The 25,563-nt window shown below is 41.5% G+C and carries 27 protein-coding genes; 3 read left to right on the plus strand and 24 right to left on the minus strand.

Annotated elements, in window-relative coordinates; genetic code table 11:
* Positions 1-36: 36 nt before the first annotated feature.
* Positions 37-1,296: an aromatic amino acid transport family protein gene (locus tag HNW13_RS00455; RefSeq protein WP_162023784.1), complete on the minus strand. Its 1,260-nt coding sequence runs from the start codon at positions 1,294-1,296 to the stop codon at positions 37-39.
* Positions 1,297-1,492: 196 nt separating this feature from the next.
* A complete protein-coding gene (locus HNW13_RS00460) occupies positions 1,493-2,170 on the minus strand; it encodes a PAS domain-containing protein (protein ID WP_162023783.1) in 678 nt (225 codons plus the stop codon).
* 520 nt (positions 2,171-2,690) lie between these two features.
* Between HNW13_RS00460 and HNW13_RS00465 the strand changes: the two genes are divergently transcribed.
* On the plus strand, positions 2,691-3,065 hold the full coding sequence (locus HNW13_RS00465; protein ID WP_192114324.1) for a hypothetical protein: 375 nt from the start codon (positions 2,691-2,693) through the stop codon (positions 3,063-3,065).
* Positions 3,052-3,510 carry a ribosomal protein S18-alanine N-acetyltransferase gene (gene rimI, locus HNW13_RS00470; RefSeq protein WP_192114325.1) on the plus strand — a complete coding sequence of 153 codons (459 nt, stop codon included), beginning with the start codon at positions 3,052-3,054 and terminating at the stop codon, positions 3,508-3,510. Before HNW13_RS00465 ends, rimI begins: the two co-directional genes overlap by 14 nt.
* Before the next feature lie 74 nt (positions 3,511-3,584).
* On the opposite strand, the gene lipA is transcribed toward rimI, so the two are convergent.
* The 14 genes from lipA to leuS form a co-directional block, all read right to left on the minus strand.
* A complete protein-coding gene (gene lipA / locus HNW13_RS00475) occupies positions 3,585-4,550 on the minus strand; it encodes a lipoyl synthase (RefSeq protein WP_101088694.1) in 966 nt (321 codons plus the stop codon).
* Positions 4,550-5,200, minus strand: a complete 651-nt coding sequence (gene lipB, locus HNW13_RS00480; protein WP_101088695.1) for a lipoyl(octanoyl) transferase LipB — start codon at positions 5,198-5,200, stop codon at positions 4,550-4,552. Before lipB ends, lipA begins: the two co-directional genes overlap by 1 nt.
* A 103-nt stretch (positions 5,201-5,303) precedes the next feature.
* Positions 5,304-5,570, minus strand: a complete 267-nt coding sequence (gene ybeD / locus HNW13_RS00485) for a DUF493 family protein YbeD (RefSeq protein WP_011636177.1) — start codon at positions 5,568-5,570, stop codon at positions 5,304-5,306.
* A 156-nt stretch (positions 5,571-5,726) separates the two neighbouring features.
* Positions 5,727-6,938: a serine hydrolase gene (locus tag HNW13_RS00490; RefSeq protein WP_192114326.1), complete on the minus strand. Its 1,212-nt coding sequence runs from the start codon at positions 6,936-6,938 to the stop codon at positions 5,727-5,729.
* 153 nt (positions 6,939-7,091) lie between these two features.
* Positions 7,092-7,904: a septal ring lytic transglycosylase RlpA family protein gene (locus HNW13_RS00495; RefSeq protein WP_192114327.1), complete on the minus strand. Its 813-nt coding sequence runs from the start codon at positions 7,902-7,904 to the stop codon at positions 7,092-7,094.
* Positions 7,894-8,865, minus strand: coding sequence for a lytic murein transglycosylase B (gene mltB / locus HNW13_RS00500; protein ID WP_243756197.1), 972 nt, complete (start codon positions 8,863-8,865; stop codon positions 7,894-7,896). The genes HNW13_RS00495 and mltB overlap by 11 nt, the downstream gene beginning before the upstream one ends.
* 56 nt (positions 8,866-8,921) lie before the next feature.
* On the minus strand, positions 8,922-10,028 hold the full coding sequence (gene rodA, locus HNW13_RS00505; protein ID WP_041413366.1) for a rod shape-determining protein RodA: 1,107 nt from the start codon (positions 10,026-10,028) through the stop codon (positions 8,922-8,924).
* Positions 10,025-11,881, minus strand: a complete 1,857-nt coding sequence (mrdA, locus tag HNW13_RS00510; RefSeq protein WP_101088698.1) for a penicillin-binding protein 2 — start codon at positions 11,879-11,881, stop codon at positions 10,025-10,027. Before mrdA ends, rodA begins: the two co-directional genes overlap by 4 nt.
* Positions 11,882-12,010: 129 nt before the next feature.
* Complete coding sequence (rlmH, locus tag HNW13_RS00515; protein ID WP_192114328.1) at positions 12,011-12,481, minus strand: 23S rRNA (pseudouridine(1915)-N(3))-methyltransferase RlmH; 471 nt, start codon at positions 12,479-12,481, stop codon at positions 12,011-12,013.
* On the minus strand, positions 12,481-12,810 hold the full coding sequence (gene rsfS / locus HNW13_RS00520; protein ID WP_011636184.1) for a ribosome silencing factor: 330 nt from the start codon (positions 12,808-12,810) through the stop codon (positions 12,481-12,483). The genes rlmH and rsfS overlap by 1 nt, the downstream gene beginning before the upstream one ends.
* Before the next feature lie 161 nt (positions 12,811-12,971).
* Entirely contained in the window at positions 12,972-13,607 is a 636-nt protein-coding gene (nadD, locus tag HNW13_RS00525; RefSeq protein ID WP_162023780.1) for a nicotinate-nucleotide adenylyltransferase, read from the minus strand.
* Between the two features lie 21 nt (positions 13,608-13,628).
* Positions 13,629-14,663 carry a DNA polymerase III subunit delta gene (gene holA, locus HNW13_RS00530; protein WP_162023779.1) on the minus strand — a complete coding sequence of 345 codons (1,035 nt, stop codon included), beginning with the start codon at positions 14,661-14,663 and terminating at the stop codon, positions 13,629-13,631.
* A complete protein-coding gene (lptE, locus tag HNW13_RS00535) occupies positions 14,663-15,157 on the minus strand; it encodes an LPS assembly lipoprotein LptE (protein ID WP_059744816.1) in 495 nt (164 codons plus the stop codon). Before lptE ends, holA begins: the two co-directional genes overlap by 1 nt.
* A gap of 140 nt (positions 15,158-15,297) precedes the next feature.
* The gene (gene leuS, locus HNW13_RS00540) at positions 15,298-17,889 is read right to left on the minus strand and encodes a leucine--tRNA ligase (RefSeq protein WP_101088859.1); all 2,592 of its coding nucleotides are present in this window, start codon (positions 17,887-17,889) and stop codon (positions 15,298-15,300) included.
* A 120-nt stretch (positions 17,890-18,009) separates the two neighbouring features.
* Between leuS and HNW13_RS00545 the strand changes: the two genes are divergently transcribed.
* Positions 18,010-18,510, plus strand: a complete 501-nt coding sequence (locus HNW13_RS00545; RefSeq protein ID WP_101088702.1) for a zinc ribbon-containing protein — start codon at positions 18,010-18,012, stop codon at positions 18,508-18,510.
* Positions 18,511-18,526: 16 nt separating this feature from the next.
* Here the strand turns inward: HNW13_RS00545 and HNW13_RS00550 are convergent, their stop codons facing one another.
* The 8 genes from HNW13_RS00550 to HNW13_RS00585 all read right to left on the minus strand — a co-directional run bounded on the left by HNW13_RS00550 (position 18,527) and on the right by HNW13_RS00585 (position 25,551).
* On the minus strand, positions 18,527-18,817 hold the full coding sequence (locus tag HNW13_RS00550) for a DUF6482 family protein (protein ID WP_174839650.1): 291 nt from the start codon (positions 18,815-18,817) through the stop codon (positions 18,527-18,529).
* 111 nt (positions 18,818-18,928) lie between these two features.
* Positions 18,929-19,441, minus strand: coding sequence for a prepilin-type N-terminal cleavage/methylation domain-containing protein (locus HNW13_RS00555; RefSeq protein ID WP_101088703.1), 513 nt, complete (start codon positions 19,439-19,441; stop codon positions 18,929-18,931).
* 12 nt (positions 19,442-19,453) lie between these two features.
* Positions 19,454-21,016, minus strand: coding sequence for an apolipoprotein N-acyltransferase (gene lnt / locus HNW13_RS00560; RefSeq protein WP_192114329.1), 1,563 nt, complete (start codon positions 21,014-21,016; stop codon positions 19,454-19,456).
* A 3-nt stretch (positions 21,017-21,019) separates the two neighbouring features.
* Positions 21,020-21,898: a CNNM family magnesium/cobalt transport protein CorC gene (gene corC, locus HNW13_RS00565; RefSeq protein ID WP_101088705.1), complete on the minus strand. Its 879-nt coding sequence runs from the start codon at positions 21,896-21,898 to the stop codon at positions 21,020-21,022.
* Positions 21,899-21,943: 45 nt separating this feature from the next.
* Positions 21,944-22,414 (minus strand): rRNA maturation RNase YbeY, encoded by a 471-nt coding sequence (gene ybeY / locus HNW13_RS00570; RefSeq protein WP_101088706.1) that lies wholly within the window; start codon positions 22,412-22,414, stop codon positions 21,944-21,946.
* Positions 22,411-23,475 carry a PhoH family protein gene (locus HNW13_RS00575; RefSeq protein WP_162023778.1) on the minus strand — a complete coding sequence of 355 codons (1,065 nt, stop codon included), beginning with the start codon at positions 23,473-23,475 and terminating at the stop codon, positions 22,411-22,413. The genes ybeY and HNW13_RS00575 overlap by 4 nt, the downstream gene beginning before the upstream one ends.
* A gap of 161 nt (positions 23,476-23,636) precedes the next feature.
* Positions 23,637-25,061, minus strand: coding sequence for a tRNA (N6-isopentenyl adenosine(37)-C2)-methylthiotransferase MiaB (gene miaB, locus HNW13_RS00580; protein ID WP_101088708.1), 1,425 nt, complete (start codon positions 25,059-25,061; stop codon positions 23,637-23,639).
* 82 nt (positions 25,062-25,143) lie between these two features.
* Positions 25,144-25,551 (minus strand): hypothetical protein, encoded by a 408-nt coding sequence (locus tag HNW13_RS00585; RefSeq protein WP_182744302.1) that lies wholly within the window; start codon positions 25,549-25,551, stop codon positions 25,144-25,146.
* Positions 25,552-25,563 lie beyond the last annotated feature (12 nt).

The following is a 25,563-nucleotide window of genomic DNA, read 5'->3' on the forward strand; positions in this document are numbered from 1 at the left end:
GAAGCTTTTGTCATAGTTTATGAATGGATAGAGCTGTTAAAATATGTCGTAAAGAACAGAGCTGATAGCAGCTAAGCCGCATATAACCGTAAAAATTTGAACAGGAAGTGATGTTTTATACTTAGCCATTGCAGGAACTTTATGCATCGCAAAAACGGGCATTAAAAATAGAATCGCAGCAATCATAGGAGCGCCCACAGCCTCAATCATGCCTAAAATACTTGGGTTAACGATAGCAACCACCCATGTAGACAGCACAATGAAAGCAAGTGATGCTTTTTCAATGATATTTACTGAAGCAGTCGTCCGGCACTTAATCACCCCTACCAGACCTTCGTGCGCACCAAGGAAGTGGCCAAAATAACTGGAGGTAATTGCTGTAAACGCCACAATAGGACCCATTAGAGAAATCATTGGAGATTCATGTTCATTGGCCAGGTAAGACAGGATAGAAATATTTTGTTCTTTAGCTAATAGTAGCTGTTCCGGTGACAAAGATAGCACCACTGAAAATACAAAGAACATAACAAATCCCATCAACATCAACGCAGCACCACCTGTAATAGCGTCAGTTTTTTCTACTGCATTTTGGCCATACTTTCGACGTTGCTCTTTCGTGAACTGACTGATGATAGGGCTATGATTGAACGAAAAGACAATAAGAGGAATCGATAGCCAAATAATCGATGGCATAGATGACCATTCAGGCGATACTTCCATCATCGAAGTATTCCAGTCTGGGATTAGATAAATCGATAGTGCCAGCAACAGAAACACTAATGGATAAACTAGAATAGAAGTGACTTTCAGCATAAGTTCTCTACCAAAAACGACACCGGCCGTCATTGCCAGAATCAATCCTCCAGATAATATCCAGCGTGGAATTGATGCTATACCCATCTGGTTTACCATAAAGGAATCTACGGTATTAGTGATCCCCACCCCGTAAATTAGAACGATAGGAAAGATAGCAAAAAAATAGGCAAAGGAAATCAGGTTGGCACCTGTTTTACCAAAGTGCTCCTCAACTGTGTCGGTAATATTCGATTCAGGTTTCGTTGACGATAACACAAACCGAGCCAGAGACTTATGGGCGAACCATGTCATAGGAGCAGCAATTAAAGCTAAAATAACGAGAGGCCAAAAACCACCTGCTCCAGCTTTAATAGGAAGAAAAAGAACTCCCGCCCCCACAGCTGTGCCAAAAAGAGAAAGGCACCAAGTAAAATCTTGATAGTTAAATCGACTCTGATCTACAGGTAAGAAGGAGTCATTCGTTAATGTTCTTGAGCTCATATTAATACACTCACAATATTGATAATAATTGATTCGACAACGGTTCTGTCTCAGATTTACCCATAGGAACTGAATCATATGGCTCTTGTTCTGCAAATATTACGGAATCCCGTTCAGTTCAGAATAATGTGCTCTGAATCAACTATCTTTGCATGCCAGTCCAATGTGTAACTTCTAATTTCATTACCACTTTTTGTTAGGTTCTAAACTCGCGAATATACTTATAAATTGCGTGGCGAGTTATTCCTAGCCGTTCTGCAACAGTGTTTGTTGCCTCTTTAAGTTCGAAAATTCCGTTTTCAAACAGCAGTTTGGTTATGGCTTTATTCTTCCCTTTCAAGTTGATTTTTTCGTCGTTTTCAACTTGAATAATTGCATTCTCAAGCGCTTTTTCAATTAATTCAGTTGGAGATGAACTAAAGTTCTCATTAACACCGATTGAAGCGCTTGCCGTCTCGGGCATTAATGTTTTAATGATTTCGGTAAATGGGTAGGATAAGTTGGCATTAACACAAAATAATCCTATTGGTTTTTCATTCTCCCCAGCGAGTACGCATGTTGTCGATTTCAGTAAAGATCCGTCTTTGATTCTAGTGAAATAGCTTTTTGGTGTCGCATCTCCTGTTTTCTCAAAAGCACGAAGCATTTTCAGACCCATATCGGTAATTGGTGAACCTACGGTTCGGCCGGTATGATGTCCGTTGACAATTTTAACGACGGAATGCTCGAAGCTTTCGAAGGAATGGACCACCACTTCACAATGAGGCCCTATAAATTCCGCGACGGTTTCTGCCAATCGGAAATTGGATTTCATAAATTCTTTGTCTTTATCTGTAAACACAATATTGAATGATTTGTATGCGTTCATAGTCATGTAAATACCACTAAAGTTAACTAAAATTGGCCTTAATTGACCATTTATATACTTTTAATGCAATTAATCGTTCGAGCTGATAAGACGTATAAGACAATAATGGCCAGACTGAGTCAATAGGATAGTTACATATAGTTAATTATTGTGATCCAAATTACTATATTGGTTATCTTAGCGCTTATTTTGGTTACATATAGTTAACTTTGTAGTTTGTGAACACAAAAATATTAATCTCTAGATATATGATGAATTAAAGTTAAAAAAATTTAACTGTCACCTTTCAGCTTGCATCGAGCCCAAAACAGACCGCAAACTCTGGAAGGCTATTTCTATCGATTTTATTGTGCGGATAAATTTTGATTAGATTTATTGTGAATCTACATCTCTTTAGAGGATCAGCTATCTGGGAGTCAGTAGTTGTCTAAGATGAGTGGAATCTCACCTGTTAGGGCTAAATTACCTTAAACCTTATTTAGTTAACTGTTATGCTTGTTGAAGTATCCTTGTTTTTGAGAGTTCGATGGATAAATCTGCTTTTTTAGATGCGATGAATATTACTCGCTGGCTCAGTGCTGATAAACCGTTAAAGCCTTACTTAGTGTTGCATGATCTCGATGCCGATTTATCTGATCAAACGCTTATCCATGATGTATTGCGTTTATTAAACGTTGATATTGAACAGTGCGAGTTTGATTGTGAAATGATTAAAGGACCACAGGTGATATGGGATATGCGTAAGACAAAAGTTCGTCCTCGTGTTGCTTGGGTTGTAAGTGCGCCGCTAACAGACCTTCATGCACTTGTGGATGAAAAACGTCATTTATGGCAGCAAATTTCTCAACATTTAGACAAAACCCAGCAATTAAGTAAAGGCCTGACCAATGAACAACACTGATGGTTACTTAATTGTCCCCCTTGGCGTTGAGCATGTTACTGCAATGGCGAATATTGAAAATCAAGCTCATACTCATCCTTGGTCAGAAACTGGCTTAAAGGAGTGTTTTGGGCCTTTATATCGCGTTTTGGGCATTAAGCAGCAAGATGATTTGTTTGCTTTTGCGATAGTGCAGCAGATTATTGATGAGGCGACTTTACTCGATATTTGTGTCGCACCAGATAATCAAGGTTTAGGTTTTGGTTCGTTACTGATGCAGCAACTGATTGATGATGCGAAAGATGCTGGTGCAGTTGTGCTGATGTTAGAAGTTCGTCAGTCAAATGAGGCTGCAAAATATTTATATGAGAAAGTTGGTTTTATTGAGTCAGGCAGGCGTAAAAATTATTACCCTACAGATGATGGTTATGAAGATGCCATTTTAATGGATTTGGCATTGAGTTAATTTTTTGCGTGATTCAATTGAATACAAAAAAACAGCGCTAATAGAGCGCTGTTTTTTATTCGGGCGAAGTAAGATTACTTAACTTCTTTACCTTGAGCTTGTAAGTCTGCGTGGTAGCTTGAACGAACAAGTGGGCCACAGGCTGCATGAGTGAAACCAAGTTCATCAGCTAAGGCTTTCAATTCATCAAATTCGGCAGGTGGAACATAGCGTTCAACAGGTAGGTGGAATTTAGATGGTTGTAAGTATTGACCAAGCGTGAGCATTTCCACGTTGTGGGCGCGTAAATCTCGTAATACTTCGGCTATTTCTTCGTTAGTTTCACCTAGACCCATCATTAAACCAGACTTAGTCGGGATCGTTGGATGACGTTCTTTAAAGCGTTTAAGTAGATCTAATGACCACTGATAGTTAGCGCCTGGACGTGCTTTGCGGTAATGAGCTGGAGCCGTCTCAAGGTTGTGATTAAATACATCAGGAGGCTCGGTCGCTAAAATATCTAAAGCGGCATCGATACGGCCTCGGAAATCAGGAACCAGAGTTTCAATCTTGATTTCAGGGTTTAATAAACGAATTTCGCGAATACAGTCAGCGAAATGCTGTGCACCACCATCACGTAAATCATCACGGTCAACAGAAGTAATCACCACATACTTTAACTTCATGTCTTTAATCGTTTGAGCCAGTTTTTTAGGCTCGTCAGAATCCGCTTTGAGTGGGCGACCATGGGCCACATCACAAAAAGGGCAACGACGGGTACAGATTGCACCTAAGATCATAAAGGTTGCTGTGCCGTGGTTAAAACATTCTGCTAAGTTTGGGCAAGAGGCTTCTTCACAAACTGAGTGTAATCCGTTTTTACGTAATGCCGCTTTTATCTCGAGAATACGTTGATTTGACGCGGGTAATTTTACTCGTAACCAATCCGGTTTACGCAGCATAGTTTCGCGCTCTGATGGCACGACTTTTACAGGAATTCGTGCGACTTTATCGGCATCACGTAATTTGACACCTGGTTGTAATCTTTCAGGCCTATTCATTATTCTGCTAATCCTTGATGATGTACAAGTTGTTGGTAGCCCATAATTTGGCTAAAGGTTTGGATTAATTTATCGCCAGCTTCAAGCACAGTTTGTGGACCACCTAATGCTTTACATTGCACCATTTCTAAACCCGCATATCCGCAAGGATTGATACGCTGAAACGGGGCTAAGTCCATATCGACATTTAATGCTAAGCCGTGAAAAGAGCAACCTTTACGGATGCGTAATCCTAAAGAGGCAATTTTTCGTTCTGTTACATAAACACCAGGAGCGTCAGCTTTTGCGTAAGCATTAATAGCGTAACAAGCGAGCATGTCAATAATACTTTGCTCAATATTGTTCACTAACTGACGAACGCCTAGTTTATTACGTTTGATGTCGATAAGTGGATAAACCACTAATTGTCCTGGGCCGTGATAAGTAACTTGGCCACCACGATCGACTTGAATAACCGGAATATTACCAGGGTTGAGTATATGCTCGCTTTTACCTGCTTGGCCTTGGGTAAATACTGGTTGATGCTCAACAATCCAAAGTTCATCTTGGCTGTCGCTATCGCGAGTGTCAGTATATTCCTGCATTGCATGCCATGTCGATTCATAGTCTTGCATGCCAAGATGGCGGATGTGCAGTGTTTGTGCTTGCAAGGGCAACGTCTCCCCCAGATAAATTGTGTGTGTCCATCGAGTCAATGGATGAATTCTTGAGTATTATACTCAAGTTTATGAGTAAAGATGACTCTTTAGGCTCTTACAGTACGCGTTTTACACCTTCAATAGCGGCAAGATCAATATACGCTTTTTCAATATGTTCTTTGCTGGTAACAGTAATACGGATGGTCACTGAATAGTAACTGCCTTTACTTGATGCCTTAACGCTTGGAACATAATCACCGGGAGCAAGTTGTTGCGCTACAGCAACAACACGATCGGCTAAGGTATCGTCAGCATCACCAATCACTTTGAAAGGGCACGAATTAGGAAATTCCATCACTTGGTCAAACGTTGTATTTAACATTAACTTACTCGATTCTGTTTTTGGTGTTACTAATATGGTGGCAATTATACCCGATTCAAGCCCGGTAGATCTTAAAAAGTTAAAGCCGCTGATTAGGCGGCTTTAATTAGTTGATTCACTAATAGTTTCATTAGTGAATCATGTCAATCTGAATAATTACTCAAACCAACTGGCAAACATTTGTTTAAAGTAATCCATTAACTTACTGAACATACCGCCTTCTTGAACTTCATTCAATGTCACTAGCGGGAATTGAGCAATGTCTTTTCCATCAAGCTGGAAAAAGACGCGACCGACGGTTTCGCCTTTAGCAAGTGGGGCTGTTAGTGGCTTAGTTAATTCAAAGTTAGCTTGTAAATCTTTTGCTTTACCACGGCTAATAGTAATAGGGGTATCGGTCATAACACCAAGATCAACAGTTTCTCTATCGCCATACCAAATTTGCTGAGTCACGAAGGTATCACCCGCTTTGTAAGGTGTGATTGTTTCGAAAAAACGGAAACCATAGTTGAGCAGTTTCTTACTCTCAGCTTTACGTGCAGATTCACTCGATGTGCCCATCACAACGCTAATAAGACGCATGCCTTCGCTGGTGCCTGAAGATACTAGGTTGTAGCCTGCACCTGATGTATGACCAGTTTTAATACCATCAACGTTTAAGCTTTTATCCCATAACAAGCCATTACGGTTATATTGCTTAATGCCGTTATAGGTAAAAGACTTCTCTGAATACACTTTATACTCTTCAGGTACATCACGGATCAGCGCGGCACCTAAAATGGCCATATCATAGGCTGTCGTTTTGTGATTTTCTGAATCTAAACCATGAGAGTTTTCAAAGTAGCTGTCTTTCATGCCTAATTGCTTAGCCCATGAATTCATTAAATCAACGAATGCACCTTCTGTCCCGGCAATATGCTCAGCCATAGCAACACAGGCATCATTACCCGATTGAATAATAATACCGCGGTTTAAGTCGTGTACTTTGACGGTTTTACCCACTTCAATGAACATTTTAGATGAGTCAGGGAAATTCTTTGCCCACGCGTTCTTGGTAATGGCTACATCATCATCTAATGAAATATTACCAACGCGGATTTCATGGCCAATAACATAGCTGGTCATCATTTTTGTCAGACTTGCTGGGTTTAAACTTTCATAGGCATTTTCTTCAGCAATAACTCTGCCAGAATTATAATCCATTAGCACGTAAGCTTTAGCTGCAACACTAGGCGCGTCTGGTGTCACCATAGGTGCGCGATTGGGTGTAGGACGTATATCTGGTTGTGGCGTTGCTGCGATTGAAGAAAAACAGACAACAGATGCAAAGAGCATCGTTGTTAATTGAGCAGTTTTGGAAGTCATCATGAAGTTAGCACGTCTCTAGTTAGTCGAAGAAAAGACAAAGATCAATTGGTATAATTTTTCGATTATACATTAGTAGGCAACCATTTCGCATTAAGGTTCATTCATCCAATGTAAATGAAGCTTAATGTTACTCTATATCACCAGTATTATGGCTTACGGTACGATAAAGCTTTGTGGATAACCATCTGTTTGCACACGATCGAGCAATTTATTGGTTAGATGAATTTGTCTGATCGGCCCCAACTGTAATCTGTGCATGCCATTTATGGATGTCACGCGAGAATTAACGGCGTATTTGGTTTCTAACTGTTTGGCTAACATATTAATACGCAGTTTATCTTGCGACGCTGCAACTTGAATAAAGTGATTATCATCATCTTTTAAATCGCTTATTACTCGCTCTTCTGGTGAGGGAATGTAAACGGTTTCAATGGCGACTTTTGCGGTTCCTCTGGCCAGCATGCCTAAGTGATAAGCCGCAGCATAAGATAGATCAATCACTCGACCATGATGAAACGGTCCGCGGTCATTTACCCTAACAATAATTTGTTTATTGTTGTCTAAATTGGTCACTTTGACATAACTGGGTAAGGGCAGGTTTTTATGCGCTGCAGACATAGTGTACATATCATAAGTTTCGCCATTAGAAGTTAAATGACCGTGAAACTTTGAACCATACCATGATGCATGACCTTGCTCTTTAAATCCCTTACCGCTGTCGAGCACTTGATAGCTTTTGCCTAATACAGTGTAGTCTCGATTACCTTGTCTGCTGTAAGGTTCGTATTTAGGTTGTGCATTTTTAACCAAGCTCACATCTGGTGCGTCATCAGGATATCGATCGTTAGCCATTTGATAGCGGCTTTTTTTTCCTGAAGAAGAGTTTTTAGCATCATTTGACGAGCAGCTAATGAGAAAGACACTGCTAAAAATGATTAATAAGATGAAACGGTAATTAATGACCATGTTGATTTACCGATTTATGATGAGCGTTAAGTTGTTGGCTAAACTGATAAACCGCCATGGCATATAATGGGCTGCGATTATAGCGAGTAATCACATAAAAGTTTTTAAGCCCGAGCCAGTATTCAGTGCTTTCAGCTTGATCTAGTTTAATTAACAATGCAGCTTGTGACGCATCAATATCTTGATTATCTGCCAAGCTTAATGATGGGCTAAGAATGTCTGATACCTTATAGTGAAGCTTTTCTTTGGTCCATACCTTCGCTTTAGGGGCCGTGCTTGAGGTGTGATTTAGCAATAACGCTACAGGTTGGCCTTTTTGCCAACCGTGTTGATGAAAATAGTTAGCTACACTGCCAATTGCATCAGCTTTGCTGGTTAATAAATCTCGTCGACCGTCACCATCAAAATCCACAGCGTAATGGCGGTAGCTAGATGGAATGAATTGACCGTAACCCATTGCTCCAGCATATGAGCCTTTTAAGGTGTCATTATCGAGTTTTTCTTCTTTAATTAACGACATTAAATTGGCATATTCACTACGAAAGAACGTTGCCCGTGGTGGGTAATGAAAGCCCAGCGTGTACAGGGCATCTTGCACACGATAATTGCCTAAGTAACCACCATAGAATGTTTCAATGCCAATGATCGCCACTATAATTTGTGGATCGACGTTAAATTGCTTGGCTGCTTTATCGATGGTTTGCTGGTTTTCTTGCCAAAACTCTAGCCCTTTTTGCAACCGTTTGTCGGTCAAAAAAATAGGATAATATTGGTGCCAAGGTTTCGCTTCCCAAGGTTTTGATATCGCGTCAATAATGGTTTGGTCGAAGCTTGACGATGCTAAAAACTGCTCGACTTCTTGTTGCTTAAATCCTTGTTTTACTTGTTCGGCAATAAAGGTTTTCTGTAACGCTTGAGTATCAGTTTCGGTCACTGCATTTGCGTCAAAAACAGCACTCATAAGTAATGCTAAGCTGGCGATTTGAACGGTTATTTTTGTCATGGTTAACGTTAATCCTATCTATCGACAAATCGTCTGTGGGTGTGAATACTCATTAAAATACCAAAACCTGTCATTAAGGTCAGCATTGAGGTTCCACCATAACTGATTAGCGGTAAAGGTACACCAACCACAGGTAGAATGCCTGATACCATGCCGATGTTAACAAAAACATAGACAAAAAACGTTAGGGTGATACTTCCGGCCAATAAGCGTGCAAAACTGGTCTGTGCTCGTGAAGCGATAACCAGACCCCTGCCAATGACAAATAAATACATTGCCAGTAACACTAAACTGCCAATTAATCCGAACTCTTCTCCGATCACTGCAAAGATAAAGTCGGTATGTCGCTCAGGTAAAAACTCTAATTGTGATTGAGTCCCATCAAGCCAACCTTTACCCCAAAGTCCACCAGAACCAATGGCAATTTTCGATTGGATAATATGATAACCCGCGCCGAGAGGATCTTGTTCTGGATTAAACAAGGTTAATACTCGAGTACGCTGATAATCGTGCATCAAGAAAAACCACAATACGGGTAAAAAGATCAAAATCGCAGTAACAAAACCGCCGACAATTAGCCAGCTCATGCCAGATAAAAACAACACAAATACTCCAGAAGCTGCGACCAAAATAGAGGTGCCTAAGTCAGGTTGTTTAGCAATGAGTAATGTTGGAATAAGTAGAATAATAACGCCACCGGCCAGATATCGCTTTTTGGGTGGCAGCGGGAACTTACTGATATACCACGCCATGGTGATGGGGAAGGCTAGTTTGATGAGTTCTGATGGTTGGAATTCCATAAATCCTAAGTTTAGCCAGCGCTGGGCACCTTTATTAATGGTGCCGAACAGTTCAACACCGATGAGTAACGCTACCCCAGCAAGATAAATAGGCAAAGCCCAACGTCTGAGTATTTCAGGATTGATTTGTGCAAAGCAAAACATGACGCCTAACGACAACGCCATACGCACAAGTTGACGCTCCATCATCGCAGGGTCTTCGCCACTGGCAGAATAAATCACAAAAAGGCCAAAGCTCATTAAGATAACGATGCCGATGAGTAATGGCACATCTAAGTGTATTTTTTGCCAAAACGATTTTTGATATGCATGATTATTCACGGTTTTACCGCCCATTCGTCTCGTAAAATATACTCATCGAGCAAGGCTCGAGCTAGCGGGCCAGCATTGGCGCCACCCCAGCCGGCGTTTTCTAATACCACTGCCAAAACAATACGAGGGTTTTCGTAAGGAGCGTAAGCAACAACTAATGCATTATCGCGTAAGTGTTCTGCGATAGTGTTGGCATTATATTTTTGATCTTTAGCTACGCTAAATACCTGTGCAGTACCCGTTTTCATTGCTGCAGTATAAGTAGCATCGGTAAAGCGAGATTTATCAGCAGTTTGGCGCATAGCTTCATTGATGATGTCCCAATTACGAGGGTCTTTAAGCTCTATTGGTACTTGCTCATCAATCGGCGAATCAATTTTAACGGTACTATTTTTAAATGATTTTAATAGATGAGGCGTAAAGCGCTTGCCTTTATTTGCCATGATAGTCACCGCATTAGCAAGCTGTAGAGGAGTAGTGGTCCAATATCCTTGGCCAATACCGACCGAAATTGTATCGCCGTTATACCAAGGTTGGTTGTAACGCATTCTTTTCCAGTCTCGAGATGGCATTACGCCATCTGATTCTTCAAAAATATCAATGCCAGTACTTTTGCCAAAACCAAAGCGATCCATAAATATGGCCATTCTATCGATGCCAACTTTATAGACGAGGTCATAAAAGAAAATATCACAAGAGTCGACAATGGCATGATAGATATCTACCCAGCCATGGCCCCATTTTTTCCAGTCGCCCCATTTGCGATCGACGCCTGGCATTTGCCAATAGCCTGGATCCCAAATCCGCGTGCGTTCGCTAATGATTTTTTCTTCTAACCCAAGTAATGCCACATGCGGTTTGATGGTTGACGCAGGAGAGTATTGCCCTTGGGTTGAACGATTTATTAATGGCCGCGACTTATCGTTTAACAGCTCATTATAAGCTTTAGAACTAATGCCGTGAACAAAGGGGTTTGGGTCATATGATGGGCTTGAAATCATGGCTAAAACACCGCCATCTCTAGGATCTATAGCCACAACGGAGCCTTTGCGGCCATCTAAAAGCTCCATGGCCTTCTGCTGTAGTTTGAGATCTAACGTGAGATAGATATCTTGTCCTGGTGTTGGCGGAGTCACTTTAAGCGTGCGGATCACTCTGCCACGATTATTGACCTCTTCTTCGAGGTGACCAGGGGTACCATGAAGTAAACTTTCATAAAATTTTTCAATACCTTGCTTACCAATATCTTTGGTTGCAGCATAGTTTTTCCACTGACTGCTTTTTTCAAGTAAGGCTTTATCTCGGCTATTAATTTTGCCGACATAACCCAATACATGAGTCATTAGCGCATTAAAGGGATAATGACGCTTAAGACCTGCTTCAACATAAATACCAGGAAATTTATATTGATTAACACTAAAGATGGCGACTTGTTCGTCGGTTAATTTACTTTTAATGGTTAACGGCTTAAACCGGCGATGAAACTTTAAGGTTTCAGTGATGCTTTCGCGCTCATCTTCTGAGAGTTCAATGAAGGTATTAAGCTCGTCCAAAGTCGCGGTAATGTCATCGACTTTTTCTGGAATAAGTTCTAAAGAATAATAAGGTTGGTTTTCGGCTAATAGTACGCCATGACGGTCATAAATTAACCCTCTGCTAGGCGGAGTAGGAACCACACGGATACGGTTATCATTTGAACGAGTTTCATAGTCTTTGTAAGAGACAACTTGAAGATGATAAAGATTCGAAAATAAGATGCAGAGTAGAAAGAATACGCAAATAAAAGTGAATAATGCACGGCGTTTAAATAGCGCGGCCTCTGCGGCGTGATCATGCATGGTAATGCGCTTATTTGGCGACACTTATGCTATCCCCGTCTTTACCAAATGGAAGGTTGAATTATAGAAGGTCACAGTATCAGCTGATGAACATGAAAAAAAGAGTTGCATGATAATCATTATCGATAAGCTTAGTTATTCATGCGACTGAGTTTATTCTCTGTGATACGGATGATTGTTATTGACGCTCCAAGCTCGATATAGGCTTTCTGCCACAATAACCCTAACCAAAGGGTGAGGTAAGGTCAGGGCAGATAAACACCAGCTTTGGTTAGCCGCCTCTTTACAAGCAGGTGAAAGTCCTTCTGGGCCACCAATAAGTAAGCTGACATCTCTACCATCGAGTTGCCACTTTGTCATTTGCTCGGCAAGTTCTGGTGTTGTCCAGTTTTTACCGGGTAAATCTAGGCTGACAATGTGGTTACCTTTTGCTACTGCCGCTAGCATTAATTCGCCTTCCTTATGTAAAATTCGGGCGATATCAGCATTTTTCCCGCGTTTCCCTGCTGGGATTTCGATGAGTTCCAAAGCCATATCTCTAGGGAAACGGCGTTGGTATTCTTCGAGGCCTCGGGTTACCCAATCGGGCATTTTGGTGCCAACGGCAATAAGCTGTAACTTCATTAGACGCTGTGTTCAGACCAAAGTTTTTCAAGCTCGTAGTAATCACGAGTTTGTTCTTGCATCACATGCAAAATCACTGAGCCTAAATCAACTAATACCCATTCACTGCTGTCACGACCTTCGACCCCAAGAGGTTGCACGCCAGCATTTTTTGCTGACACGATTACGTGCTCACCAATAGATCGAACGTGTGTTTTTGATGTACCAGTACAAATGATCATAGTGTCGGTAATGGTTGACCGTTTAGATACATCTATAACAGTAATATTTTTTGCTTTTAAATCATCGACTTTGTCGATAACGAAATCTTTTAGTTCGGTGCCTTGCACTCGAAGTACCTCATAAGTAAAAATTAACGGAGTATTATACTCAAATTCACTGTTGATGCGCAATTAAGCATGGCTAAACAGCGATAGATTTAATTTTGTGTCCGATGCCGAGTTAACCCATAATCATAAAAATTGAGTTAACTGCTGTGCGGTTTGCAGTGTTAGCGATAGAGCTGATGTTGATGAATGTATTCAGTTGTTGTTTGGGGTAAAACCGTGCTGATATCAATATTTTGAGCTAATTGCTGACGTATTTCAGTTGAGGATATATCAACTAACTGGCTGTTGATGCTGAATATTCTTCCATTTTTCGCATGGGAAGGCAAGTCAAGATAGTCTACGGTTGCTTGTCTGAATAATAATTGCTTGGTCATTTCGCTGTGGGTGTCCATTGCCCAACCAGGGCGTTGACACAACGCAATATGGCACAGATTAAACAATGATTGCCATTGATACCACAATGGTAATTGAACAAATGAGTCCATGCCCATAATGAAAAAGAATTCATCATCAGGATATTGTTGGGTGAGTAATGTGAGCGTAGTGACACTGTAAGAGGGGGTGTCGCGATTGATTTCGATATCACATAGCTTAAATTCTGGGTACTGCTGGCAAACTAACTTCACCATTTCAAGCCGGTGATGAGTACTGACTACGGTAGTATTTTTATGTGGGGGTATATGATTGGGCATTAGCCAAATCTGGTCTAAATGAAGTTGCTGTTTTACATCTAGTGCAGGATTGATATGTCCTAGATGGATAGGGTCGAACGTGCCACCCAAAATACCGATACGCATTCGCTGTCCTTACTTTTTGTCTCAGTCTGTTAATTCAATATGAGCTAAACGGTTATGTGCTCGTGGATCAAATAAAATGCAAAGATGGCTGAGACCAATCCAATCTTCAAGCCCTTTTTGTTTGAGATTTAATTCTAATTTAGACGCAAACGCGAGCATATGTTCGATATGATCTAAATCTAATCGCGTTATTGCTGCTTGATAAAGCGGTTTACGCTTATCCCAAATCCGGTGCTGGCCCCACAGTTTACTGAGTTGCTCGCCATTATGAACGGCCAGTTTCAAGGTGAGCAGCAAATTTATCTCTTTGAATAAAGCCCACATTAAAATGGGCATAGCAGTGCCTTCAGCCTGCAATTGAGCCAGCATGTGCTGTGCATGTTTTTGATGGTTACCTAGAATGGCATCACAGAGTTGAAACACACTGAAACGAGATTGGTCTTCGAAATATTCACTGAGTTGTTCTGGGGCAATATTTTGCTTAGGGCTGAGCAGTTGTAACAATTGCATCGCTTGTTCAGCCGCCAATAAGTTACCTTCAAATAGGGTAAACAACATGGCTTTGGCATCATGGTGAACTGTGAGTTCATAATGAGAAATACGACTGTCTAACCAGCGTTCAAACTGTTTACCTTCAGGCGTGGTGCAGGGTAGGTATATACCTTTGGCATCGAGTGATTTAAACCATTTGCTATTGGTTTGCTCTGCACTGGCTTTGGGGCCTTGAATAATCAATAACATATCAGGATTAGGGTGTTGCAACAGCGTTTGAAATGCTGCAGCGCCTTCCATGCCAGGTTTGCCTTGCGGCAGGGTTAACTCAATAATCCGCCTACTGGAAAATAAGCTCATTGCTTGCCATTCTTGGACTAAATCTCCCCAGTTAAAACCGGTTTCTTGGCTTAACTGTACACGCTCTTCAAAGCCTTGTTTTTTAGCGGCGTTGAGGATCAATTGTTTACTGTTTTCGATTAACCATGGGTCATCACCAAACAGTAAAAAACATTGAGGTAGTGGTTTGAGATGTTGTTTGAGTTGATCAGGATAAACCCGCATTACTCTGCCCCGATTGACGCCAGAGTTTGGATAATATAATCGGCTGCCTGTACGCGCATTTCTTTAACCAACAACTCCATTTCACGGCTTTTTGCTAATGCAGTACGAGGATCGTCTTGATAATCTCGACGGATTTCAGTATCAAAATCTTGTGGCTCTTGTCCTGGTAAAGTGACCGAATAATGCACTAAGTAGATCAGCTCATATTCTGCGACATTTCCAGTGGGATAAAGTGACAATGTGGCACGTTCCAGTGAGTCGTTAATTAACCGTAATGTCGGTGTTTTTTCTGCTGCATCGACAAGGCTTATACGGTTGATCCGTAATCTGTCACGAACTAAGCGAGTTAACTCACTGTATTCATCGCTGCTACTCAAATGTAATTCGGCTAATTCAGCTGGAATGGAATAACTGCGTTGGAGTTTGAAGCCGCATCCTGCAGTGGTCAGTAGCACCAATGTCATTATGGCTAAACAGATTTTTTTGGCTAGCATAGTGAGGGGAGGCATCCTTGTTTATTTGCATGGTTAAATAAATAACTTACCGCGGTGTAACCCGCGGTAAGTTATAACACTGAAGCGTTAACGTTATCACCCTAATTTCGGAGGCTAACTTGCCTCATCATTAAGACGACTTAGTTAGCAACTATACTTAATAGTTTGCCGGGCACGTAAATCACTTTACGAACCGTTAACCCTTCAGTGTGTTTTTGTACATGCTCATCACTCATGCCTAATGCTTCTACATCTTCTTTTGATGCATCGGCAGCAACAGTAATTTTTGCACGAACTTTTCCGTTTACTTGTACCACAATGAGCTTACTGTCTTCGACTAATGCTGACTCATCGACTTCAGGCCAACGGCTGTCTTCAATATCACCTTCGTTACCTAGCTCATTCCATAACGTAAACGTCATATGCGGAACAATAGGGTAAAGCAAACGCGTTACTGCAGACAAAGCTTCAGCAAGTAATGCTCGGTCTTGAGCCGTTTCTTGTGAGGCTTTCAGTAAATGGTTCATTAGTTCCATTACTGAGGCTACAGCGGTGTTAAACATTTGACGACGTGCAATGTCATCGCTGACTTTGGCAATGGTCTTATGTAATTCACGGCGCAATGCTTTTTGATCGGCATTTAATTTGCTGGTATCTAATGGGTCAGTTTTACCTGCAGCAACATGATCGCTAGCCAATTTCCAGAAACGTTTAATGAAGCGATGTGCTCCTTCAACGCCAGACTCTTGCCATTCCAGGGTTAATTCTGGTGGCGAGGCAAACATCATGAATAAACGTACGGTATCAGCACCGTACTTTTCAACCATAACTTGTGGATCGATACCGTTATTTTTCGATTTAGACATCTTACTCATACCAGTGTAAACCAGTTCATGACCTTGATTGTCTATCGCTTTAATAATGCGGCCTTTGTCGTCTTTTTCTACCACAGTCACTTCTAAAGGTGATACCCAAACTCGGGCACCTTTTTCGTTGGTGTAGTAATAAGCATCTGCTAATACCATGCCTTGAGTCAGTAATTGCTTTGCGGGCTCATCACTGTTGACTAAGCCAGCATCACGTAGCAACTTATGGAAAAAGCGGAAATACAATAAATGCATACAAGCGTGTTCGATACCGCCAATGTACTGATCTACTGGTAACCAGTAGTTAGCTTTAGCAGGATCTAACATTTCGTCTGCGTGAGGGCTACAGTAACGGGCGTAATACCACGATGATTCCATAAAGGTATCAAAGGTATCTGTTTCGCGCATTGCAGGCTGACCATTGACTGTGGTTTCTGCCCAAGCTTTATCAGCTTTGATCGGACTTTGAATACCGTCCATCACCACATCTTCTGGCAAAATAACTGGCAGTTGATCTTCAGGCGTTGGCACAACAGTACCATCTGCGAGGGTCACCATTGGGATAGGAGCACCCCAGTAACGCTGACGAGATACACCCCAGTCACGTAAACGGTAGTTTACTTGACGCTTGCCTTTGCCTTCTGCAGTTAATCGAGCATCAATGGCTTCAAAAGCCGCTTGAAAGTCTAAACCGTCAAGCTCTGGGAAAGTGTCTCCAGAATTAAATACGATACCTTTTTCGGTGTAGGCTTCTTTGCTGACGTCTACTTCGCCATCTACTGGCTTAATGACCGCTTCAATCGCAAGCTTATATTTAAGCGCAAATTCATAATCGCGTTGATCATGAGCAGGTACCGACATTACCGCACCCGTGCCGTAATTCATCAATACAAAGTTAGCTACCCAAATAGGTACTAACTTGCCACTAATAGGATGAATAGCTTGTAAACCGGTTGCTACGCCTTTTTTCTCCATCGAAGCCATCGCAGCTTCAGTGGTATCAGCATTTTTACATTCTTCTAAAAATGCGGCTAACTCAGGGTTATTCAATGCAGACTGTTCAGCTAAAGGATGACCTGCTGCAATAGCTACATAAGTCACGCCCATTAACGTATCTGGGCGAGTGGTGTAGATGTCAAACGAGGCATCACTGTCAGCAACGGCAAAGGTCATTTCAATACCTTCACTGCGGCCAATCCAGTTGCGTTGCATGGATTTAACCTGCTCAGGCCAGCCATCTAACGTGTCGATGTCGTTAAGTAATTCTTCTGCGTAATCGGTGATTTTAATAAACCACTGAGGAATTTCTTTCTGAATCACTTCAGTATCACAGCGCCAGCAGCAACCATCTTGTACTTGCTCGTTTGCGAGTACAGTTTCATCGTTTGGACACCAGTTTACTGATGAGGTTTTTTTGTACACTAAACCTTTGGCATACAACTGAGTGAAAAACCATTGTTCCCAACGATAGTACTCAGGGGTACAGGTAGCGATTTCACGACTCCAGTCATAACCAAAGCCTAATAGCTTAAGTTGGTTCTTCATGTAGTCGATATTTTCGTATGTCCACGGTGCCGGCGAGGTCTTATTATTGATCGCGGCATTTTCTGCAGGCAGACCAAATGAGTCCCAACCAATCGGTTGCAAAACATTTTTACCTTGCAAACGTTGATATCGTGCCACTACATCGCCTATTGTGTAGTTACGGACGTGGCCCATGTGAAGACGACCTGAAGGATACGGAAACATTGAAAGACAATAGAATTTCTCTTTGCTTTCATCTTCAGTAACTTCAAAGGTTTTATGTTCGTGCCAGTGCTTTTGCACTAAGGCTTCAATTTCTGAGGGATTATATAGCTCTTGCATCAATCTATTTCCGGCCATGCCGCCCATTGTTTGATCTAACGCTCAGCAGCGAGATTTATAACTGCATAGAATAAACCAGAAGTGATCTATTAAAAAGGTGCGTATTAAGGAGTATTACTTATGAGTGGAAAAAGTTCAGCACTATTAGCCTTATATCAGTCACTATTCGAACAGGTGAAAACCTCGTTTGAGCAAGATAACTCATTGACTGCTAAAAGTTTGTTTAAGTCAGTGACCCAGGGTAAAGAGTATTTAAAACTAAAATCTCATGCAGATGAAGAAGAGCTCGCTTTAGTAGAAGAATTTTTAAAGCGTGACATTGCAGCCTTCTTAAATGAGGAAAATGCCGATAATTTGAGTTTTAGTCCGATGGTTATTGGGATTGAGAATACATTATGGCAGTGGTTGAGCGAAATAACTGATCGTAGCCAAGTGGAGTGGCATGAACTTTTACAAGATTTTAAACATCATGGTGTTTATAAGTCTGGGGAAATTATTAACCAAGGTAAACTGACCTGCGATAAATGTGGTCATCAAATGCAAATCGATTTTCCTGGGGTCATCCCCGACTGCCCAAAATGTGATTATAATGAGTTTTCAAGGGAGCCGTTAACACCATAACCAGCTAAGTGAATACTTAAAACTCTACTCGGTAATGGTAGTGACTCGTACTGCTGTTACCGATCATTTCATCATACGCTGTCTGAATTTCTAGCATGGCATAATGAATGCCTTGTTGTTTCAATAACACTTCAGCTTGTTTGATTGAGTTGAAACTCAGCTGTTTCCCTGCTTTATTGCGAACACTGTAAAAATTTCCTAGCAGATCTTTAACACCGAGCAAATAATGATTTGAGTCGGCATAACTAATAATCGTTGGATGTTTAGTTTGTTGGGATATGGCTAATTTTATTTCAAATAGTTGCATCGTAATCTTCACCAATAGTTGTTTACTGAAGACATTACGAAGCAAGCTGAAGCTTAGTTTATATTGATAGCTTATTTTTAACATCTAAATGCATTGAAAGACGGTTTTAGATTAGCAACCACTGACTACAGTTTGATATTGGGGTGCTGTATTTGCATCTGCGGCTTGAGTGTAAGAGAAGTAACAATTGTCATTGATGACCTGGCCATTATCATCTTTATCATATCCGATATAAGTAATAGCAATTCCTTGATATTGAATGGTAAAAGCGTCATCCACAACGATCCATTTTTCAATGTCCGTGTTGTCTAAATAGCCCCATTTTAACCGAGTTTCAAATACTCCGTCGTTGTCGATATCAATATCGATTAAGTCATCGCGGTTTGTGACTGCTTGCACTCGTAAGCTCGTCATTTTTGAACGGGCATACACCAGAGTATTGGCTGTTTTAATGCTGCCCATGAGGCCCGATAGGGTGCGTTGTCTCGCTTCGGTACTCAAGCCAATAAATTTAGGTGCTGCAACTAGCGCTAGAATGCCTAAAATAATGATGACCACAATCAACTCTATTAAGGTAAATCCTTTTGAGAGAACCTGTGTTTGGAGTCGAATCGATTGTGACATCAAATTGTCCTGTTATTTACGTAAGACGTTTCTGACACCAAATAACACTAATAAACCGCACAGTATGAGTAAGGGGAATTGACCTATTTTTCTAAACCAAGTTTCACCTTGATAAAGTGCAATATTGGTTACTAACACCCCAGTTTCAAACTGCGGGATAGCATCGGTAATTCGTCCATGCGGATCAACGACTGCAGTAATGCCATTATTGGTACCACGCAGAAGAGGTTTACCCATTTCAATGGCACGCATTTGGGCTATTTCCATGTGTTGTAATGGCCCGTTAGATGCGCCAAACCAAGCGTCGTTTGATACTGTGAGTAGCATATCTGTTTCATTTGTAACGCTTGCTCTTATTTGCTCTGGAAAGGCAATTTCATAACAAATCGCCGGCGCTACATGATAACCCAGTGCAATTAAATTAGGTTGAGTGTAGTCACCACGTTGGAATGATGACATTGGTAAATTAAAAAACGGTGCAATGGGGCGTAATAAATCCCCTAATGGCACGAACTCACCAATTGGTAGTAAATGATGTTTCTTAAACTCGTTGGTGCCACCGGCAATATAGTCAGCACTTTGTTGCTGTTTCTGATGGTGATTACCTAATACGATTAATGAGTTATAAAAATCATTTTGCTGGTGGCTAATAATGCCTGTAATAATCGCAATGTTATTCATATTGGCGACTTGATTGGCATTCAATAAAAAGTCTTCCACCATGGCTTCTGGTGCAGGAATGGCAGCTTCTGGCCAAATAACGATATCGACACTAGAGGCATCATCAAATTGCTCACGGGTTAGATCCATGTATTTAAGCATGGTTGGCCACAATGCATCTGGCTCCCACTTCATACTTTGGGAAATATTACCCTGCACTAATGCCACTTTAACTGTTTTACCACTGGCTGATATTGGGTTGAGTTGCGGTGCCGCCCAAGCGCTTAATGCCAATATAGGTAATATGATTAACACTGGGAATACTCGCTTTTGTGTTAACAGCATCAGTGAGCCTGCAACTAAAGCCACCACAAAGCTCAGTCCTAACGCACCAATAAAGCTGGCAAATTCACTAAGAGGCCCTAATGTTTGGCTGTAGCCAGCCCAAATCCAAGGGAAACCTGTCAGTACCCATCCTCTTAACCATTCAGTTAGCACCCATAATGCTGGGAATAATCCTAGATAGGTAAAGTAAGGATTTAAGGAGTGCTTAGCTGTGCGTGATAACTTGCTGAGCAAGTATCCTGTTATTGCGGGATAAATTGCCAGATACAGTGCCAGTAAAGCCATTAAGGTTATCGACACAACAATGGGCATGCCACCAAAGGTATCAATACTGACATGCACCCAACTAATGCCAATGGCAAAGCAGCCAAAACCGAAACTAAGCCAGTAATACAAACTTTGTTTGGCGGTTAATGTATGACTCTGCCATAGGGCAAAACTCAATGCTAAAGGAAATATGGCCCAAATTTCATAAGGCGCAAACGAAAGTGCCGTACTGGCGCCAGCAATAAATGCCGTCACCAGACGAACAATACTCAAAGAAGAGTGTAAAGGTTGAGTTTTTAGCACGATTTAGTCGTCGAATTCTTCACTAATATTAGGGTCAGGGAGTTTAACACGAAGTTGCACCAAGCGGCGGTTATCTGCGTTAATGACTTTGAACTCGATATTGTTGATGATAATGCTTTCATTACGTTCTGGTAAATGGCCAAATGCATGCGACACCATACCACCGACAGTATCGAACTCTTCATCACTGAAGTTGGTACCACAGGCATCGTTGAAATCTTCAATTTCAGTCAGCGCTTTTACCATGAACACTGTGTTACTGAGTTTTTTGATTTCGGTATCTTCAACTGAATTATGGTCAAATTCATCTTCAATTTCCCCGACAATTTCTTCGAGAATATCTTCAATAGTGACTAGGCCTGACACTCCACCATATTCATCGACAACAATCGCCATATGGTAGCGTTGTGAGCGGAATTCTTTGAGTAGTACATCGACTCTTTTACTTTCAGGAACGACCACGGCAGGTCGAATCACTTGGGCAAGAGTAAAAGATTCATCAGATTGTTTAAATCCGTATTTGATCAAATCTTTAGCCAGTAAAATGCCTTCAATATGATCTTTGTCTTCATTAACAACAGGGAAGCGAGAGTGACCTGAATCCATGACGATTTCTAAAAACTCATCGACGGTCGAGTCTATTTGAATGGTAACAATTTGCGATCTTGGGATCATGATGTCGCGCACACGAAGGTCGGAAACCTCTAATACACCTTTAATCATTTCGCGAGTATCTTCGGTGATGAGGTCACGCATTTCTGCACCGGCGATGACATCAACTAAATCTTCGCGATTTTGAGGTTCGCCCTGAAATAATTGGTTAATTTTATCGAACCAGCTCTTCTTGTGGGCGTTTGTACTCGGGGGGATATCGTCACTCATAATATTTACCTAAACAGGGTTATCTATAAGATATACCTTGTTTATTTATGCTTCCTTATAGGGATTGTCAAAACCTAAGCCTTCAACAAGTTGGGTCTCTAATGACTCCATCTCATCGGCTTCTTCGTCGATAATATGGTCATAACCCAGCAAATGCAAGCTACCGTGTATGACCATGTGTGCCCAGTGTGCGATTAGCGGTTTATTTTGCTCAATTGCTTCTTGTTCCACCACTGGTGCACAGATAACGAGGTCACCCAATAATGGCAATTCAACTTCAGGCGGCGCTTCAAACGGAAACGACAATACGTTAGTTGGTTTGTCTTTACCGCGATAAGTTGAATTGAGCTGTTGACTCTCGGCAATATCAACAATACGAATGGTTAACTCGACTACTGGCATTGTTTGGCCAATAGCCGTTCGAACCCAAGTTTCAAACTCAGCTTGAGTCGGTAAATGTGGATTATCGACTGCAATTTGCAGGTCGAGATCTAATGATATCCCTTGCTGGCTCATTGAGCACTTTCCTCTTTATCTATTAGCTGACGTTTCTGCTCACGTTCACGATAAGCTTGTTCTTTGATGGTTTTTTGGATTTGCTCTTGTTGCTCGAATGCTTCATACGCTTCAACGATACGAGCAACAACAGGGTGGCGGACCACATCTTGGGCAATAAAGAAATTAAAGCTGATCTCAGATACTTCACTGAGAACCTCAATGGCGTGACGTAGGCCTGATTTTTGGCTACGAGGTAAATCAATTTGAGTAATGTCGCCAGTGATCACCGCACGAGAATTAAACCCAATACGGGTTAAGAACATTTTCATTTGTTCAACTGTGGTGTTTTGGGCTTCATCTAAAATAATGAAAGCATCATTGAGAGTCCGGCCGCGCATGTAAGCGAGCGGGGCGACTTCAATTACGCCGCGTTCAATCAGTTTTTCAACCTTCTCAAAACCCATCATCTCAAATAAGGCATCATAAAGTGGGCGTAAATATGGATCGACTTTTTGGCTTAAATCGCCCGGTAAAAAACCGAGTTTCTCGCCGGCTTCAACCGCAGGACGAGTTAATAGAATACGACGCACTTCTTGTCGCTCATACGCATCAACCGCCGCTGCAACAGCAAGGTAAGTTTTACCTGTACCAGCAGGGCCAATACCAAAGCTGATGTCGTGACGAGTGATATTATGCATGTACACACTTTGATTTGGTGTACGAGGCTTAATCACACCACGCTTAGTTTTTATATGGATGCTACTGTCGTCAGAGTCTTGCTGTGCTTCAAGGTTAATGGCTTCTTGAATGGCTAAATGCACTACTTCAGGTTCTAAGTCTGGCGTGCTGCCTTTTACGGTTTGGGTTTCAATGTATAACTGACGCAGCAAGTTATTGGCATTGAGCGCATTACGTGGCAGTCCAACAATAGTGAAGTGGTTATCTTTATGAACAATCTCAACACCTAATCGGCGCTCTAGCTGTTTGATGTTGTCATCAAATGGGCCACATAATGACACGAGGCGGCGAGTATCTGAAGGTTCTAGATACAAATTCATGGTAGTGACTTTAGTGGTCAAATAAAGCTCCAGGTTTTGGTATTGGACAACAAAATATATGCCATTTAGTAATAATGACAGTTTACGAGTCTCTGTATCGAATTACCATAATATGACTAATTTTAGGCAAAATTAAAGGCGGACAAGCCGCCTTTAATATCATCTTAAGCAACAAACATGAATTACGGCTTAAAGTGGGTCACACCTAATGCGTCATCTTGCTTGTGTTTAGCCATAATATCAGCTGGTTGTAAACTGCGACGTAAATCCATTTCATCTTCACCACGGACAAATTCGCCGCGTAATGAGTTGGTATAAACATCAACAATTTTCACATCAACGAAACTGCCGATATGAGTGTGGGCGGCTTCAAAGTTAACGACTCGACTGTTTTCAGTACGACCGCGAAGTTCCATTGGATTCTTTACCGATGGACCTTCTACTAAAATACGTTGAACCGAGCCTAACATATGACGGCTATAACGCATTGCTTGTTGCGTAATGCGCTCTTGTAAAATCGCTAAACGCTGCTTCTTTTCTTCGTCGCTAACATCATCAGGCAAATCTGCCGCAGGCGTGCCTGGGCGAGCGCTGTAGATAAAGCTAAAGCTGTGGTCAAAACCAACATCTTCAATCAGTTTCATGGTATCAGCGAAATCTTGTTTAGATTCGCCAGGGAAACCAATAATAAAGTCTGAACTGATTTGAATATCAGGACGAGCTTTACGCAAGCGACGAATAATCGACTTGTATTCAATTGCCATGTGACCGCGTTTCATTTGGGTCAAAATACGATCAGAACCCGATTGCACCGGTAAATGCAGGAAGCTCACCAATTCAGGCGTGTCTTCATACACATCGATAATGTCTTGGGTGAATTCAATTGGGTGGCTAGTGGTAAAACGTAGACGGTCGATACCATCAATTGAGGCCACAAGGCGCAATAATTCCGCAAAGGTACATATCTCATCATCATGAGTTGCACCGCGATATGCGTTAACGTTTTGACCTAATAAATTGACTTCACGTACACCTTGGGCGGCTAATTGGGCCACTTCAAGAATAACGTCATCTAACGGACGGCTGACTTCTTCACCACGGGTATAAGGTACCACGCAGAAAGAACAGTACTTACTGCAACCTTCCATAATTGACACGAACGCGGTTGGACCGTCAGCGCGAGGCTCAGGAAGACGATCGAACTTCTCAATTTCTGGGAAACTGATATCAATCACGGCTTTTTCGCCACGTTGAATTTGTTCAATCATCTCAGGTAAACGGTGTAAGGTTTGTGGACCAAAGATAATATCAACGCATTGAGCGCGATCTTTAATTGCTTTACCTTCTTGCGAGGCAACACAACCACCGACCCCAATAATTAAATTAGGATTTTTATCTTTTAAAGATTTCCAACGCCCTAGCTGATGGAATACCTTCTCCTGTGCTTTTTCACGAATAGAGCAAGTATTAAGCAGCAGAACATCTGCTTCGCTTGCGTCCTCGGTCAAGGTATATCCTTGATAGTCGTCTAATAAATCGGCCATCTTTGATGAGTCATACTCATTCATTTGACAGCCCCAGGTTTTAATATGAAGTTTTTTACTCATCAGTGCTCGCCAGTAAATCACAGTAAAAATAGCGCGACATTTTACCTGTTGTCAGGCGGTCTGGCTAGCACTAGTGCAAGTTTCACTCATTTGAATCTAAACTTTGTAATAGCCTTGAAAATTGTAATGATTTATCGTTGGCGTTAAACGTGATGGATTGAGCTGAGTAAAAACCAAATTCCGCGGCCATTTGGCGACTTTGTTGCTGGACTTGAACGAGATTACTTTGGCTTAGATCGCGATTAAAGCGGAGCAACATTTCCGTGGTTTGTTGATATAGGGCATAATCGAATGCATTACGATATGTCACGGTAATGGTTTCAATGGGACCTATATTTGTTGCGTCCGGAGTGATTAAATTATTTTTGGGGTTATTGGCACTGGCATTAGTCGACAGTATTAATGCGCAACTTATGATTGTGGTGATCAAAACTGTGGCAATTAAACCATAGCGAATGTAATGGCGTACAAATTGATGGTGACGGTTCATGATGTCCTCTCT

The sequence above is a fragment of the Shewanella sp. BF02_Schw genome (assembly GCF_014596695.2).
GTDB lineage: Bacteria > Pseudomonadota > Gammaproteobacteria > Enterobacterales > Shewanellaceae > Shewanella.